This window comes from Pseudomonas sp. AC172 (genome assembly GCF_979258595.1).
Map to the genome: position 1 here is coordinate 3252383 of NZ_OZ409868.1, position 15592 is coordinate 3267974.

The 15592-nt window shown below is 55.8% G+C and carries 11 protein-coding genes, 2 tRNA genes and 3 rRNA genes; 6 read left to right on the plus strand and 10 right to left on the minus strand.

Annotation, left to right across the window (positions count from 1 at the left end; translation table 11 throughout):
• Positions 1 to 4: 4 nt before the first annotated feature.
• From rrf to ACZ0A4_RS14595, 5 genes are all read right to left on the minus strand, one after another.
• Positions 5 to 120 (minus strand): 5S ribosomal RNA (gene rrf, locus ACZ0A4_RS14575).
• A 167-nt stretch (positions 121 to 287) separates the two neighbouring features.
• Positions 288 to 3181: ribosomal RNA gene (locus ACZ0A4_RS14580) — 23S ribosomal RNA — on the minus strand.
• Positions 3182 to 3427: 246 nt separating this feature from the next.
• Positions 3428 to 3503, minus strand: a tRNA-Ala gene (locus ACZ0A4_RS14585).
• A gap of 30 nt (positions 3504 to 3533) precedes the next feature.
• Positions 3534 to 3610, minus strand: a tRNA-Ile gene (locus ACZ0A4_RS14590).
• A gap of 81 nt (positions 3611 to 3691) precedes the next feature.
• Positions 3692 to 5228 (minus strand): 16S ribosomal RNA (locus ACZ0A4_RS14595).
• Together the 16S, 23S and 5S rRNA genes with 2 tRNA genes alongside form the textbook arrangement of a ribosomal RNA operon.
• Positions 5229 to 5840: 612 nt before the next feature.
• On the opposite strand from ACZ0A4_RS14595, the gene rhtA reads away from it, so the two are divergent.
• Both rhtA and ACZ0A4_RS14605 read left to right on the plus strand, forming a co-directional pair.
• A complete protein-coding gene (gene rhtA, locus ACZ0A4_RS14600) occupies positions 5841 to 6728 on the plus strand; it encodes a threonine/homoserine exporter RhtA (protein WP_463575325.1) in 888 nt (295 codons plus the stop codon).
• 168 nt (positions 6729 to 6896) lie between these two features.
• On the plus strand, positions 6897 to 7178 hold the full coding sequence (locus ACZ0A4_RS14605; RefSeq protein WP_095120409.1) for a hypothetical protein: 282 nt from the start codon (positions 6897 to 6899) through the stop codon (positions 7176 to 7178).
• Position 7179: 1 nt separating this feature from the next.
• Here the strand turns inward: ACZ0A4_RS14605 and ACZ0A4_RS14610 are convergent, their stop codons facing one another.
• Positions 7180 to 7743, minus strand: a complete 564-nt coding sequence (locus tag ACZ0A4_RS14610; RefSeq protein ID WP_463575326.1) for a TetR/AcrR family transcriptional regulator — start codon at positions 7741 to 7743, stop codon at positions 7180 to 7182.
• 91 nt (positions 7744 to 7834) lie between these two features.
• Between ACZ0A4_RS14610 and ACZ0A4_RS14615 the strand changes: the two genes are divergently transcribed.
• Positions 7835 to 8563, plus strand: a complete 729-nt coding sequence (locus ACZ0A4_RS14615; protein ID WP_463575327.1) for an SDR family oxidoreductase — start codon at positions 7835 to 7837, stop codon at positions 8561 to 8563.
• 38 nt (positions 8564 to 8601) lie between these two features.
• Positions 8602 to 9198 (plus strand): 2-hydroxychromene-2-carboxylate isomerase, encoded by a 597-nt coding sequence (locus ACZ0A4_RS14620; RefSeq protein WP_463575328.1) that lies wholly within the window; start codon positions 8602 to 8604, stop codon positions 9196 to 9198.
• A gap of 43 nt (positions 9199 to 9241) precedes the next feature.
• Here ACZ0A4_RS14620 and ACZ0A4_RS14625 read toward each other — a convergent pair whose 3' ends face one another.
• The 4 genes from ACZ0A4_RS14625 to ACZ0A4_RS14640 form a co-directional block, all read right to left on the minus strand.
• Positions 9242 to 11050, minus strand: coding sequence for an aminopeptidase P family protein (locus ACZ0A4_RS14625; protein WP_463575329.1), 1809 nt, complete (start codon positions 11048 to 11050; stop codon positions 9242 to 9244).
• 56 nt (positions 11051 to 11106) lie between these two features.
• Entirely contained in the window at positions 11107 to 12273 is a 1167-nt protein-coding gene (locus ACZ0A4_RS14630) for an aminotransferase class V-fold PLP-dependent enzyme (protein WP_463575330.1), read from the minus strand.
• 204 nt (positions 12274 to 12477) lie between these two features.
• Complete coding sequence (locus ACZ0A4_RS14635) at positions 12478 to 13092, minus strand: LysE family translocator (protein WP_034155169.1); 615 nt, start codon at positions 13090 to 13092, stop codon at positions 12478 to 12480.
• Positions 13093 to 13193: 101 nt separating this feature from the next.
• Positions 13194 to 13451 (minus strand): hypothetical protein, encoded by a 258-nt coding sequence (locus tag ACZ0A4_RS14640; protein WP_137217720.1) that lies wholly within the window; start codon positions 13449 to 13451, stop codon positions 13194 to 13196.
• A gap of 389 nt (positions 13452 to 13840) precedes the next feature.
• On the opposite strand from ACZ0A4_RS14640, the gene msuE reads away from it, so the two are divergent.
• Both msuE and ssuD read left to right on the plus strand, forming a co-directional pair.
• Positions 13841 to 14404: an FMN reductase gene (gene msuE, locus ACZ0A4_RS14645; RefSeq protein ID WP_141127429.1), complete on the plus strand. Its 564-nt coding sequence runs from the start codon at positions 13841 to 13843 to the stop codon at positions 14402 to 14404.
• 10 nt (positions 14405 to 14414) lie between these two features.
• Positions 14415 to 15560, plus strand: a complete 1146-nt coding sequence (ssuD, locus tag ACZ0A4_RS14650) for an FMNH2-dependent alkanesulfonate monooxygenase (RefSeq protein WP_463575331.1) — start codon at positions 14415 to 14417, stop codon at positions 15558 to 15560.
• The last annotated feature ends 32 nt before the right edge of the window (positions 15561 to 15592 follow it).

Genomic DNA, 15592 nt, shown 5'->3' on the forward strand with positions numbered 1-15592 from the left:
TTAATCTTGACGATGACCTACTCTCACATGGGGAAACCCCACACTACCATCGGCGATGCATCGTTTCACTGCTGAGTTCGGGATGGGATCAGGTGGTTCCAACGCTCTATGGTCGTCAAGAAATTCGGGTACTGAGTCGTGACCAGATGGCCTCGCTTCAGCAAATTGGGTATGTGATAGTTTTCGGTGTTTTGTGAGTCTTTCGAACTTTCGGTTCGTTTCGTCTTCACACACCGCAATCTGGTTGCTCTGGTTTAGAGAGCCGACGCAAATTGCTTGGGTGTTATATGGTCAAGCCTCACGGGCAATTAGTATTGGTTAGCTCAACGCCTCACAGCGCTTACACACCCAACCTATCAACGTCGTAGTCTTCGACGGCCCTTCAGGGAACTCAAGGTTCCAGTGAGATCTCATCTTGAGGCAAGTTTCCCGCTTAGATGCTTTCAGCGGTTATCTTTCCCGAACATAGCTACCCGGCAATGCCACTGGCGTGACAACCGGAACACCAGAGGTTCGTCCACTCCGGTCCTCTCGTACTAGGAGCAGCCCCTCTCAAATCTCAAACGTCCACGGCAGATAGGGACCGAACTGTCTCACGACGTTCTAAACCCAGCTCGCGTACCACTTTAAATGGCGAACAGCCATACCCTTGGGACCGGCTTCAGCCCCAGGATGTGATGAGCCGACATCGAGGTGCCAAACACCGCCGTCGATATGAACTCTTGGGCGGTATCAGCCTGTTATCCCCGGAGTACCTTTTATCCGTTGAGCGATGGCCCTTCCATACAGAACCACCGGATCACTAAGACCTACTTTCGTACCTGCTCGACGTGTCTGTCTCGCAGTCAAGCGCGCTTTTGCCTTTATACTCTACGACCGATTTCCGACCGGTCTGAGCGCACCTTCGTACTCCTCCGTTACTCTTTAGGAGGAGACCGCCCCAGTCAAACTACCCACCATACACTGTCCTCGATCCGGATAACGGACCTGAGTTAGAACCTCAAAGTTGCCAGGGTGGTATTTCAAGGATGGCTCCACGCGAACTGGCGTCCACGCTTCAAAGCCTCCCACCTATCCTACACAAGCAAATTCAAAGTCCAGTGCAAAGCTATAGTAAAGGTTCACGGGGTCTTTCCGTCTAGCCGCGGATACACTGCATCTTCACAGCGATTTCAATTTCACTGAGTCTCGGGTGGAGACAGCGCCGCCATCGTTACGCCATTCGTGCAGGTCGGAACTTACCCGACAAGGAATTTCGCTACCTTAGGACCGTTATAGTTACGGCCGCCGTTTACCGGGGCTTCGATCAAGAGCTTCGCGTTAGCTAACCCCATCAATTAACCTTCCGGCACCGGGCAGGCGTCACACCCTATACGTCCACTTTCGTGTTTGCAGAGTGCTGTGTTTTTAATAAACAGTCGCAGCGGCCTGGTATCTTCGACCGGCATGAGCTTACGGAGCAAGTCCTTCACCCTCACCGGCGCACCTTCTCCCGAAGTTACGGTGCCATTTTGCCTAGTTCCTTCACCCGAGTTCTCTCAAGCGCCTTGGTATTCTCTACCCAACCACCTGTGTCGGTTTGGGGTACGGTTCCTGGTTACCTGAAGCTTAGAAGCTTTTCTTGGAAGCATGGCATCAACCACTTCGTGTTCTAAAAGAACACTCGTCATCAGCTCTCGGCCTTAAGATCCCGGATTTACCTAAGATCTCAGCCTACCACCTTAAACTTGGACAACCAACGCCAAGCTGGCCTAGCCTTCTCCGTCCCTCCATCGCAATAACCAGAAGTACAGGAATATTAACCTGTTTTCCATCGACTACGCTTTTCAGCCTCGCCTTAGGGACCGACTAACCCTGCGTCGATTAACGTTGCGCAGGAAACCTTGGTCTTTCGGCGTGGGTGTTTTTCACACCCATTGTCGTTACTCATGTCAGCATTCGCACTTCTGATACCTCCAGCAAGCTTCTCAACTCACCTTCACAGGCTTACAGAACGCTCCTCTACCGCATCATCCGAAGATGATACCCGTAGCTTCGGTGTATGGTTTGAGCCCCGTTACATCTTCCGCGCAGGCCGACTCGACTAGTGAGCTATTACGCTTTCTTTAAAGGGTGGCTGCTTCTAAGCCAACCTCCTAGCTGTCTAAGCCTTCCCACATCGTTTCCCACTTAACCATAACTTTGGGACCTTAGCTGACGGTCTGGGTTGTTTCCCTTTTCACGACGGACGTTAGCACCCGCCGTGTGTCTCCCATGCTCGGCACTTGTAGGTATTCGGAGTTTGCATCGGTTTGGTAAGTCGGGATGACCCCCTAGCCGAAACAGTGCTCTACCCCCTACAGTGATACATGAGGCGCTACCTAAATAGCTTTCGAGGAGAACCAGCTATCTCCGAGCTTGATTAGCCTTTCACTCCGATCCACAGGTCATCCGCTAACTTTTCAACGGTAGTCGGTTCGGTCCTCCAGTTAGTGTTACCCAACCTTCAACCTGCCCATGGATAGATCGCCCGGTTTCGGGTCTATTCCCAGCGACTAGACGCCCTATTAAGACTCGCTTTCGCTACGCCTCCCCTATTCGGTTAAGCTCGCCACTGAAAATAAGTCGCTGACCCATTATACAAAAGGTACGCAGTCACAGAACAAAGTCTGCTCCCACTGCTTGTACGCATACGGTTTCAGGATCTATTTCACTCCCCTCTCCGGGGTTCTTTTCGCCTTTCCCTCACGGTACTAGTTCACTATCGGTCAGTCAGTAGTATTTAGCCTTGGAGGATGGTCCCCCCATATTCAGACAAAGTTTCTCGTGCTCCGTCCTACTCGATTTCATGACTAAGAGATTTTCGCGTACAGGGCTATCACCCACTATGGCCGCACTTTCCAGAGCGTTCCGCTAATCTCAAAGCCACTTAAGGGCTAGTCCCCGTTCGCTCGCCACTACTAAGGGAATCTCGGTTGATTTCTTTTCCTCAGGGTACTTAGATGTTTCAGTTCCCCTGGTTCGCCTCTTGCACCTATGTATTCAGTACAAGATAACCATCTTATGATGGCTGGGTTCCCCCATTCAGACATCTCCGGATCAAAGTCTGTTTGCCGACTCCCCGAAGCTTTTCGCAGGCTACCACGTCTTTCATCGCCTCTGACTGCCAAGGCATCCACCGTATGCGCTTCTTCACTTGACCATATAACCCCAAGCAATCTGGTTATACTGTGAAGACGACATTCGCCGAAAATTCGAATTTCTCAACTAAGAGAACTCACAAATTTTACCTTAGCCTGATCCGTTACCAGTGAAAGTAACGTTCAGTCTATCTTTCTATCACATACCCAAATTTTTAAAGAACGAACTAGTCAAAGACTAGAAATCAACATTCACCATCACCACGATGGAATGCTCATTTCTAAGCTTTATACAAGAGAAGCAGTAGTGGTGGAGCCAAACGGGATCGAACCGTTGACCTCCTGCGTGCAAGGCAGGCGCTCTCCCAGCTGAGCTATGGCCCCGTATTTCTACAGGCGTTTCCCACACAAAATTGGTGGGTCTGGGCAGATTCGAACTGCCGACCTCACCCTTATCAGGGGTGCGCTCTAACCAACTGAGCTACAGACCCAATTTCGGGCTGCTTCTTTCGTCTTCTTCAATGAATCAAGCAATTCGTGTGGGAACTTATGGAGCAGCTGATGTCGTCGATTAAGGAGGTGATCCAGCCGCAGGTTCCCCTACGGCTACCTTGTTACGACTTCACCCCAGTCATGAATCACACCGTGGTAACCGTCCTCCCGAAGGTTAGACTAGCTACTTCTGGTGCAACCCACTCCCATGGTGTGACGGGCGGTGTGTACAAGGCCCGGGAACGTATTCACCGTGACATTCTGATTCACGATTACTAGCGATTCCGACTTCACGCAGTCGAGTTGCAGACTGCGATCCGGACTACGATCGGTTTTATGGGATTAGCTCCACCTCGCGGCTTGGCAACCCTTTGTACCGACCATTGTAGCACGTGTGTAGCCCAGGCCGTAAGGGCCATGATGACTTGACGTCATCCCCACCTTCCTCCGGTTTGTCACCGGCAGTCTCCTTAGAGTGCCCACCATAACGTGCTGGTAACTAAGGACAAGGGTTGCGCTCGTTACGGGACTTAACCCAACATCTCACGACACGAGCTGACGACAGCCATGCAGCACCTGTCTCAATGTTCCCGAAGGCACCAATCCATCTCTGGAAAGTTCATTGGATGTCAAGGCCTGGTAAGGTTCTTCGCGTTGCTTCGAATTAAACCACATGCTCCACCGCTTGTGCGGGCCCCCGTCAATTCATTTGAGTTTTAACCTTGCGGCCGTACTCCCCAGGCGGTCAACTTAATGCGTTAGCTGCGCCACTAAGAGCTCAAGGCTCCCAACGGCTAGTTGACATCGTTTACGGCGTGGACTACCAGGGTATCTAATCCTGTTTGCTCCCCACGCTTTCGCACCTCAGTGTCAGTATCAGTCCAGGTGGTCGCCTTCGCCACTGGTGTTCCTTCCTATATCTACGCATTTCACCGCTACACAGGAAATTCCACCACCCTCTACCATACTCTAGCTCGACAGTTTTGAATGCAGTTCCCAGGTTGAGCCCGGGGATTTCACATCCAACTTAACGAACCACCTACGCGCGCTTTACGCCCAGTAATTCCGATTAACGCTTGCACCCTCTGTATTACCGCGGCTGCTGGCACAGAGTTAGCCGGTGCTTATTCTGTCGGTAACGTCAAAACAGCAACGTATTAAGTTACTGCCCTTCCTCCCAACTTAAAGTGCTTTACAATCCGAAGACCTTCTTCACACACGCGGCATGGCTGGATCAGGCTTTCGCCCATTGTCCAATATTCCCCACTGCTGCCTCCCGTAGGAGTCTGGACCGTGTCTCAGTTCCAGTGTGACTGATCATCCTCTCAGACCAGTTACGGATCGTCGCCTTGGTGAGCCATTACCTCACCAACTAGCTAATCCGACCTAGGCTCATCTGATAGCGCAAGGCCCGAAGGTCCCCTGCTTTCTCCCGTAGGACGTATGCGGTATTAGCGTTCCTTTCGAAACGTTGCCCCCCACTACCAGGCAGATTCCTAGGCATTACTCACCCGTCCGCCGCTGAATCCAGGAGCAAGCTCCTCTCATCCGCTCGACTTGCATGTGTTAGGCCTGCCGCCAGCGTTCAATCTGAGCCATGATCAAACTCTTCAGTTCAAACATCTTTGGGTTTTTAAGAAACCCTAAACTTGGCTCAGCAATCGTTGGTTACATCTTTGATTTCTCGCGGAGTAACTTGTGATGCTGATAATCTTGTTGACTATCAGTCTGACTCCACAAGCACCCACACGAATTGCTTGATTCAGTTGTTAAAGAGCGGTTGGTTAAGATCTTTCGTCTCAACCGAGGCGCGCATTCTACAGCAGCCTCATTTGCTGTCAAGTGATTATTTTCAGAAGTTTTCGAAGAATTCTTCAACAACTTCAACCACTTGCGCTTCCGATCTCTCGTCAGCGGGAGGCGAATTCTACAGCGTTACACGCTGCTGTCAACACCTCTTTTTCAACTTCCTTTTGGCCTCGATGAACTGAAGCAACCTGCTGCCGAAACCTACATAACTCTTTGAATCTCAAGGAGTTTTCCGTTTCGACTGCGCCGGAAGTGGGGCGAATTATAGACACCTGAAATCTGCCGTCAACCGTTAATTTAGCTTTTCTATCGATCAGTTGAAAAAGACCTCTTCTATATAGACGTAACCCGATCGAGTGCGCAGTATATTGCCCAACACCAACAATAAAGCCTTGCTCTCACCTTGGACGATGCCACGTGATGAATGACCAGCCACGCTCGCTTGCCTCAATGCTGTTCCCGGTTGGCCTGCTATTAATAGCCATGGCGTCGATCCAGTCCGGCGCCTCTCTGGCCAAAAGCATGTTCCCTATCGTTGGCGCTCAGGGAACCACCACGCTGCGCCTGATCTTCGCCAGCGTTATCATGCTGTTGATACTGCGTCCATGGCGCGCCAGGTTAACCGCCAAGTCACTGCGCACGGTTATCGTCTATGGGATGGCACTGGGCGGTATGAATTTCCTCTTCTATATGTCGTTGCGCACCGTACCGCTGGGGATTGCCGTTGCCCTCGAATTCACCGGGCCACTGGCCGTGGCCATCTATGCCTCACGCCGTGCCATCGATTTTCTCTGGATCGCATTGGCCGCCGCAGGCTTGATGTTGCTGATTCCAACAGGCGCAACCAGTGCTGGAATCGATCTGGCAGGCGCCGGGTATGCACTGGGAGCGGGTGTCTGCTGGGCGCTGTACATTCTGTTCGGCCAGAAGGCTGGTGCCGATAATGGTGTAACGACCGCAGCATTAGGGGTAATGATCGCAGCACTGTTCGTCGCCCCTATCGGCATCGTGCATGCAGGTGCAGCCCTTTTGACTCCTTCGCTGATCCCGATTGCCATTGGCGTCGCCATCCTGTCCACCGCCCTGCCCTACACACTGGAGATGGTCGCCCTCACCCGTCTGCCGGCACGCACATTCGGCACATTGATGAGCATCGAACCAGCCTTCGGAGCGTTATCGGGCCTTCTGTTTCTGCATGAATTCCTCACGCTGTCACAATGGATGGCGATCCTGTGCATTATTCTGGCGTCTGTCGGCGCCACCATGACCATGGGTAGTGCTGCGAAACCCGCCATCGCGGCTGATTGAAAGAGGTTTTTACGAAGGTCTGGCAATTGGCGCGCATTTAGGCCATGTTTAGACCCGTAACCCAATGCCAGACATGGATTTTTTCGGACAGGGATTTCAAAACGCTTAAAGCGCAAGCGAACACAGGCAAACCCGAGCGTCAGACTCGTGGCCGCTATAAGGACGGTAATGAAACGAATTTTGATACTGATCGCCATACTGGCTGTTGCGGGTTGTGCGGCGACTTCGGAAACTCAGGTAAAACGCGGGAAAAAAGGGCTGCACATCAACTGCTCCGGGCTATCGTCCTCCTGGGACAAGTGCTACGCCAGTGCCGCCAGTGCCTGCTTGCCGAAAGGCTATAAGGTCATCGCCAAATCCGGTGACGCCGTGGAAGAACCCGGCGATTACCCGTTCGGTCTCAACCCTGCGGGCTACACCAGTCGCAGCATGATCGTTATCTGTAAATAGATCAGCGCTGCCCGGCAATCTGCCGGTCGATCTCTTCATGGCTGGACTTCAGCACCGCTTGCTGAACGTCCGGCGTAGCCAACATGCGCGCCACCACCAATGCGCCGACGCATTGCGACAACACTGACCACGCTAGGCTGTCGCTCTCAAGTATCTGTGCCCAACGCTCCTGAAGCCGGCAGATCCACACCTCGGCCTGCTCGCGCACCTGAATATCTGATCGGGCGATCTCTGCGCCCAGTGCGGGTATTGCACAACCGGCCTCAGGTTGTTCTACATGAGCCATGCTCAGATAGTGTTTGAGACAGCGCTCCAGTCGCTCACGATCCTGAGCACCCTCGCCCCCCAATCGCTCAAGGCTTTGACCCAACTCTCGTTCGACGATGGCGGTGAACAACGCATCCTTTGACGAAAAGTGACTGTAGAACGCCGCACCACTCAATCCGATAGCCTTCATCAAACCATCGACGCCCACCGTGGAAAACCCGGAGCGCTTCGCTGACAGCGCGCTGCTCTGCAGTAACTTTTCCCGTGTTTCCAGCTTGTGACTGGCGGAGTAACGCATGTGTTTGCCCTCGAATCGACTGCCTTGACGTTGACTGGATCCTAGCATAACGTTCGTTCACTTAACGATCGTTTAATAAAGGGATTCACCCATGAATAACAAGAAGGTCGTATTGGTTGTCGGCGCCGGCGATGCCACGGGCGGAGCGATTGCCAAGCGTTTTGCCAGAGAAGGATTCGTCGCCTGCGTTACCCGACGCAGCGCCGACAAACTGCAACCGCTGGTGGACGCGATCATGGCTGAAGGCGGCGAAGCCCATGGCTTTGCTTGCGATGCGCGCAAGGAGGAAGACGTCATCGCCCTGATTGAAGACATCGAGACCCGCCTCGGGACGATCGAAGCCTTTGTGTTCAATATCGGCGCCAACGTGCCGTGCAGCATTCTTGAAGAAACTGCGCGCAAGTATTTCAAGATCTGGGAAATGGCCTGCTTCTCAGGCTTCCTCAATGCTCGTGAAGTGGCCAAACGCATGGTCACACGTCAACGCGGCACGATTCTCTTCACTGGTGCCACCGCCGGACTTCGTGGTGCTTCCGGATTCGCCGCTTTCGCCGGTGCCAAACACGGCATCCGCGCACTGGCGCAAAGCATGGCGCGGGAACTGGGGCCGATGAACATCCACGTCGCCCATGTGGTGGTCGATGGTGCGATCGATACCGATTTCATTCGCAACAGTTTCCCCGAGAAGTACGCCACCAAAGATCAGGATGGCATCCTCAATCCCGAGCACATCGCCGAGAACTACTGGTATCTGCACAGTCAGCCACGGGATGCCTGGACATTCGAGCTGGATCTGCGCCCCTGGAACGAACGCTGGTAAGCCCCCCCCGCCATAACAATAACGACAGAGACGTGAAAATGACGAAAACCGTGGAGTTCTATTTCGACCTCGGCAGCCCTGCCACCTATCTGGCCTACACCCAACTGCCGAAGATTTGCGCCGAGACGCACAGCGAGCTGATCTACATCCCGATGCTGCTGGGTGGCGTCTTCAAGGCAACCGGTAACGCATCACCGGCAATGATCCCGGCGAAGGGTCGGTATATGTTTCAGGATCTGGACCGCTACGCGAAACGCTATGGGGTGCCGCTGAAATTCAATCCGCATTTCCCGATCAACACCCTGATGTTGATGCGTGCGGTTACCGGCATCCAGTTGCGTCAGCCAGAACGCTTTCAGGCGTTTATCGATTGCCTGTTCACAGCGCTATGGATTGACGGACGCAGCCTCGACGAACCCGCCACGGTCGCCGCCGTGCTGAGCGAACACGGCTTCGATCCGCAGGAAGTGTTAGCGCTGACCAATGACGAATCCGTCAAAGCAAAGCTCAAGGACAACACCGAAACCGCAGTTAAACGCGGCGTGTTCGGGGCCCCCAGCATGTTCATCGGCAATCAACTGTTCTTCGGCCAGGATCGGCTCGAATTCGTTGAGGAAACCTTGCGCCAAGGCTAAGCGATTATTCAGGCGCTGATAACAGCGCCTGAATTACAACGGATCAGATGGCGGCAGTGCGGGTGTTCAGCCAGTCCAGTGCAGCACCTTCAAGCAACGGACTCAAGCGCTCACGCACTTGCGCGTGGTAGTCGTTGAACCATTGTTTCTCTTCCTCCGAGAGCAGCGCCGGCAGCAGGCAACGCGTGTCAATCGGGCACAGCGTCAAGGTTTCAAACTTGAGGAAGTCACCGAACTCGCTGCTGCCCGCCTCGCGGTTCATCGCCAGGTTTTCGATCCGCACGCCCCAATGACCCGGACGGTAGGTGCCTGGCTCGATCGAAGTAATCATCCCCGGCTGCATGGCCGTCTGCGGTGCAGGCGCGGCCTGATAGGCAATCACTTGCGGGCCTTCATGGACGTTGAGGAAATAGCCAACGCCATGACCAGTGCCGTGACCGTAATCCACGCTGTCGGCCCAGATCGGCGCGCGGGCAATGGCGTCGAGCAGCGGCGAGAGAATGCCTTTCGGGAACTGTGCACGTGACAGCGCAATCACGCCTTTCAACACGCGCGTGCAATCGCGCTTCTGCTCTTCGATCGGTGTGCCCACCGGCACCATCCGCGTAATGTCCGTGGTGCCGCCCAGGTATTGGCCACCCGAGTCGATCAGCAGCAAGCCGTCACCCTCGATCACCGCGTGTTCTTCTTCGGTCGCGTGGTAATGCGGCATCGCGCCATTGGCGTTGAACGCGGCAATGGTGTTGAAACTCAGTGAGACATAATCCGGACGACGCTCACGGGCAGCGGTGAGCTTTTCGTCGATGGTCAATTCGGTAATGCGTTCGCGCCCCCAAGCCGATTCCAGCCAAGCAAAGAATTCGCACAGCGCCGCACCGTCCTGCTCCATGGCTTGGCGAATGTGCCGAGCATCGGCTTCACTTTTCTGCGACTTGGCCAACGTGGTCGGGTTCAAGCCTTCGACCAGCTTCACGCCGCTGTCGAGGTTATCCAGCAAACCGCTGGTCACTCGCGCCGGGTCCACCAGCAGACTCGCACCACTCGGCACCGCGCGCAGGGCATCGGCGACTTCGCTGTAATCACGCAGCGTCACGCCATCCTGCTCCAGTACCGCGCGTAAATCCGCGTCGAGCTTGCTCAGCGCCACGAACAATGTGGCGTGCTGTTGATCGATCAACGCAAACGAAACAAACACCGGGTTGAACGACACATCGCCACCGCGCAGGTTGAACAGCCAGGCAATGTCGTCGAGGGTGGCAATGAAATGCCAGTCAGCCCCACGCTCTTGCAAGGTTTCGCGCAGTTTGGCGAGTTTCTCGTCACGGCTGACGGTCGCTTGCGGCGGCAGATGCTGATAAATCGGTGCGTTCGGCAGGCTCGGGCGATCGCTCCAGACTTCTTGCAGCAGATCGATGTCGGTACGCAGTCGTGCACCACGTGCTTCCAGTTTGCTGCTCAGCGTACGCGCCGATGCCACGGCCATCACCGCACCGTCAACCGCGACCACACCACCTTCCGGTGTCTGCTCGGCGAGCCAGTCCAGCGGGCTCGGCTGACCCGGTTGCAGTTTCACCAGTTCAATGCCGCTGCCCTTGAGCTCCTTCGTCGCTTGCTCCCAATAACGGCTGTCGGCCCAGACGCCGGCGAAATCTGCAGTGACAATCAATGTCCCGACGGAACCATGGAAGCCCGAAAGCCACTGCCGGCCCTGCCAGTAACCCGGAAGATACTCCGACAAATGCGGGTCGGCGGACGGCACCAGCAATGCGTGAATGCCTTCGCGGCGCATCAATTCACGGGTTTGCGCCAGGCGCTGGGGCACCGATCCTTCGGTCGAGGTCTGGGTACTCATCATGTCTCCTGCTAATCACTTCATCGTTATTGTTCGTAGCCGTGAGGTCGGCTCGTTTAAAGCCCTGTCGCCCAGAATGCCGGAGCACTGGCGCAGGCAGTCTTGATCAGTTGAACGGCCTTGTCGATATCTTCGGCGGTAGTGAAACGGCCGAGGCTCAAGCGAATGGTGCGACCGGCCAGGTACGCGTCATGCCCCAGCGCTAATAGCACGTGGGACGGCGCATTGCTCGCCGAATTGCAGGCCGAGGTCGCGGAAAAGGCGATCGAATGGCTCAACGCCGCGCTGTTGAATTCGCCTTCGCTGAAGGTCAGGCTCAAGGTGTGCGGTATGCGCTGAGTCGCGCAGCCATTGAGGCGCACGCCCGGCAGGCCGAGCAGTTGTTCGAGCAGTTGTTCACGCAATGCGACGATGGTTTTTTTCTCGGCATCGAACGCTTCGGCGGCCAAGGCAAACGCGGCGCCCATTCCGGCAATCTGGTGCGTCGCCAACGTTCCGGAGCGCAAACCGCCCTCGTGACCACCGCCATGAATCTGCGCGTGTAAACGCTGCTGCGCTCGTGGGCCGACGTACAACGCGCCGATGCCTTTGGGGCCGTAAAGTTTGTGCGCGGAAAACGACATCAGATCCACCGGCCATTGCCCCAGATCGATGGCCACTTTGCCGGCACCCTGCGCCGCATCAACATGGAACAACGCCTCACGACTGCGCACCACTTCGCCAATCGCTTGAACATCGTTGACCGTGCCCAACTCGTTGTTGACCAGCATCAGCGACACCAGAAAGGTGTCTTCACGCATGGCTTCACTGACCGCTTGCGGCGTGATCAGGCCTTCGGCGTCCGGCACCAGATAGGTCACGGCGATGCCGTCGTCCTGCAATTGGCGGGCGGTATCGAGGATGGCTTTGTGTTCGATCTGGCTGGTGATGATGTGGCCGCCGGACACGCCGCGCGCCTGGGCCACACCTTTAAGGGCAAGGTTGTTGGACTCGGTGGCACCGGAGGTCCAGACGATCTGTTCGGCCTGAGCGCCGACCAGACCGGCGACCTGTCGGCGGGCCTGCTCGACCGTGTGCCGGGCCTGCTGGCCGAACGCATGGGAGCTGGACGCCGGATTACCAAAGTTACCGTGAAACCCCAGACACTCGATCATCACCTGGATGACCCGCTCGTCGACCGGGGTGGTGGCGGCGTAATCGAAATACAACGGACGTGTGTTCATAAAAGACTCGCAGAGCGTGTTCCGGGATCAGGAGGCTCGTGTCTGCAAACGGTACGGCGCAGCCTTGTGAGCTGCGCGTCGGTTCGAGAGCGTCATCAATACCTGATCGGATGCCGTTAAAGAAGAACAACTTCATTCAAAGTGCGTAGGAACGCTCCTGAAGTCGAGCTTAACAGGCATCCGGCCTGCGGTTGAAGCGATGCGTCAGCTAAAGCTTTCGAGAAGTAACGGGTACAGCGAAATCACCAACAGTGCCGCCATGCCCCAGTTGAACACGCGCAACCAGCGCGGATCCTTCAGCACATTGCGCAACAACGTACCGCAGGCCGCCCAGACGCCTACACTCGGCAGGTTGATGATGGCGAACACCGCCGCAATCACCACGACATTGGTGAAATAACCCTGCATCGGCGTGTAGGTGCTGATGGCACCGATGGCCATGATCCACGCCTTGGGATTGACCCACTGAAACGCGGCCGCGCCGAGGTAGCTGATCGGCTTCGCCTCGCCTTCGGCACTGTCGCCGACAGGTCCCGAGTGAGCGATTTTCCATGCCAGATACAACAGATACGCCGCGCCGACATAGCGCAGAACCGTATAAAGAATCGGATAGGTCTGAAACACCGCGCCGAGGCCAAAGCCCACGGCTACGACCAGAACAAAGAAGCCGCAAGTAATCCCGAGCATATGAGGGATGGTGCGGTTAAATCCGAAATTGACCCCCGATGCCAGCAACATGGTGTTGTTCGGCCCCGGCGTAATCGAGGTGACGAGGGCAAACAGGGCAAAGCCCAACAGCAGGTCAAGCGAGAGGTTCATGGCAGGCAATCCATCAGGGTCGTTCAGGTGTTGACCCTATCCCACGCCGCCCGGCAAGCCCACGGACAGTTGGGTAAAACTTCCAGCAGTACAGTTTGTTTTCAGCTAGGACGACCGTGCAGCTGTACGGCACGTTCTGCACTCATTTCCGCTTTTTTGTCGAACCGGGTCTGACCGAGCAATTGCGCTTTTTTCGCGTGGTATTCGTCGAAGGACAGGCCGCTGCGATTGAGCGCTTCCATCGCCAATTCGCGGGATTCCTCATCAGTGTAAGGGCGCAGTTCCGGTGAAACGTGTCCGGCACAACCGGCGAGTACGGAAACAGCGAGCATCAAGGAAACAGTCAGTAAACGATTCATGGGAGCGTCCTGGCGAGCAATGGGAGTCGATGGACAAAGGCTACGCCCGGGCACGCTCGCGCAGAAATCAACGCTCTCAATAGTGGCTATCAGGAATTCGACACAAGCCGCCTCATATTTCCTAACGATCTATAAATATCGATTAACGTTCTTTTACGGAATAACAAACAGCCTTTATAACTTCATTCATGCGCTGAGCTCTGTTGCTCCAGCAACTGTTGATCAGCCAACACCGATTCAACAAAGCGCCCTCCCACTCACAGGGGCGACCGCCACGCTAACGCTCAACGCTTTGTAAACCGGGGCTTGCAGGAATTGGTACAGCGCTTGCTCAGACCCGGTGACTCATTCACTGCTCGCTGAGCAACTGTTGAAAAAAGGAACTGATCATGTCGCGTCCCCTGAAAGTCGTCGCCCTCTCCGGCGGTACCTGGCGTCCGTCCCGTACTTTGGTGCTGACCCAAGCCTTGCTCGCCGAACTGGCCGGGCACTTGACCATCGAAAGCCATTTGATCGAACTCGGTGATATCGCCCGCCCCCTCGGTGGCGCGCTGTCGCGTCAGGAACTCAGTGCAGAGGTTGAAGCCGAGTTGCGGGCCATTGAACAGGCCGATCTGTTGATTGTTGCTGCGCCGGTTTATCGCGGTTCCTACCCGGGTCTGCTCAAGCATCTGTTCGACCTGATCGACCTCAACGCACTGATCGACACCCCGGTGCTGCTGGCCGCAACCGGCGGCAGCGAACGCCATGCTTTGGTGCTCGATCACCAGTTGCGCCCGCTGTTCAGCTTCTTCCAGGCCATGACCTTGCCGATCGGCGTATACGCCACCGAAGCCGACTTCGCCGATTACCAGATCACCAGCGAACTGTTGAAGGCGCGTATCCGCCTGGCCGCCGAACGCGCCGCGCCGCTGTTCGCCACGCAAATCAAACCCTTGCTGAAAATCGCCTGAGGAGCCGTTCATGGATGTTTTCTGGTTCCTGCCGACCCACGGTGATGGCCACTACTTGGGCACCACCCAAGGCGCGCGCCCGGTCACTCTCAATTATCTGAAACAAGTGGCGCAGGCCGCAGACAGCCTTGGTTACCACGGCGTGCTGATTCCCACCGGGCGCTCCTGCGAAGACTCGTGGGTGATCGCCTCGGCACTGGTGCCGTTGACTGAACGCCTGCGTTATCTGGTGGCGATTCGTCCAGGGATCGTCTCGCCGACGGTTTCGGCGCGCATGGCTGCGACCCTCGATCGCCTGTCCAACGGGCGCTTGCTGATCAACGTGGTGACCGGCGGTGATCCGGATGAAAACCGTGGCGACGGCAGTTTCCTCAGCCACGCCGAGCGCTATGAAGTCACCGATGAGTTCCTGAAGATCTGGCGTCGCGTGTTGCAAGGCGAGGCGGTGGATTTCGACGGCAAACACCTGAAGGTTCAGAACGCCAAAGCGCTGTATCCGCCGGTGCAGAAACCCTATCCGCCACTGTACTTCGGCGGTTCCTCCGATGCCGCGCATGATCTGGCCGCCGAACAGGTCGATGTCTATCTGACCTGGGGCGAACCACCGGCCGCTGTCGCGGAAAAACTCGCCGATGTACGCGAACGCGCCGCGCGGCACGGACGCAAGGTGAAGTTCGGCATCCGCTTGCATGTGATCGTGCGCGAGACCGCAGAAGAGGCCTGGAAAGCGGCGGACAAACTGATCGAACACATCAGCGACGAGACCATTGAAGCCGCACAGAAATCCTTCTCGCGTTTCGACTCCGAAGGTCAACGGCGCATGGCGGCTTTGCACGATGGTCGTCGAGATAACCTCGAGATCGCTCCGAATCTGTGGGCCGGCGTCGGTCTGGTGCGCGGTGGTGCCGGTACGGCATTGGTCGGCGATCCGCAGCAAGTGGCGGCGCGGATCAAGGAATACGCGGACCTGGGCATCGAGAGTTTCATCTTCTCCGGTTATCCGCATCTGGAAGAGGCTTACCGCTTTGCCGAGTTGGTGTTCCCGTTGCTGCCTGAGCCTTACGCGAGTCTGGCCGGACGTGGCGTGACCAATCTGACCGGGCCGTTTGGCGAAATGATTGCCAATGATGTGTTGCCCACAAAAACCTCGGCATAAACCGGATCTCTTGTGTAGGAGCGGCCCGAGCC

Excerpts from the sequence above, each read along its gene's own strand:
- ACZ0A4_RS14615 (WP_463575327.1), top strand. The coding sequence starts at position 7,835 with ATGAATAACAAGAAGGTCGTATTGGTTGTCGGCGCCGGCGATGCCACG.
- ACZ0A4_RS14640 (WP_137217720.1), bottom strand. The coding sequence starts at position 13,451 with ATGAATCGTTTACTGACTGTTTCCTTGATGCTCGCTGTTTCCGTACTC.
- ACZ0A4_RS14625 (WP_463575329.1), bottom strand. The coding sequence starts at position 11,050 with ATGAGTACCCAGACCTCGACCGAAGGATCGGTGCCCCAGCGCCTGGCG.
- rhtA (WP_463575325.1), top strand. The coding sequence starts at position 5,841 with ATGAATGACCAGCCACGCTCGCTTGCCTCAATGCTGTTCCCGGTTGGC.
- ACZ0A4_RS14630 (WP_463575330.1), bottom strand. The coding sequence starts at position 12,273 with ATGAACACACGTCCGTTGTATTTCGATTACGCCGCCACCACCCCGGTC.
- ACZ0A4_RS14610 (WP_463575326.1), bottom strand. The coding sequence starts at position 7,743 with ATGCGTTACTCCGCCAGTCACAAGCTGGAAACACGGGAAAAGTTACTG.
- ssuD (WP_463575331.1), top strand. The coding sequence starts at position 14,415 with ATGGATGTTTTCTGGTTCCTGCCGACCCACGGTGATGGCCACTACTTG.
- ACZ0A4_RS14605 (WP_095120409.1), top strand. The coding sequence starts at position 6,897 with ATGAAACGAATTTTGATACTGATCGCCATACTGGCTGTTGCGGGTTGT.
- ACZ0A4_RS14620 (WP_463575328.1), top strand. The coding sequence starts at position 8,602 with ATGACGAAAACCGTGGAGTTCTATTTCGACCTCGGCAGCCCTGCCACC.
- msuE (WP_141127429.1), top strand. The coding sequence starts at position 13,841 with ATGTCGCGTCCCCTGAAAGTCGTCGCCCTCTCCGGCGGTACCTGGCGT.
- ACZ0A4_RS14635 (WP_034155169.1), bottom strand. The coding sequence starts at position 13,092 with ATGAACCTCTCGCTTGACCTGCTGTTGGGCTTTGCCCTGTTTGCCCTC.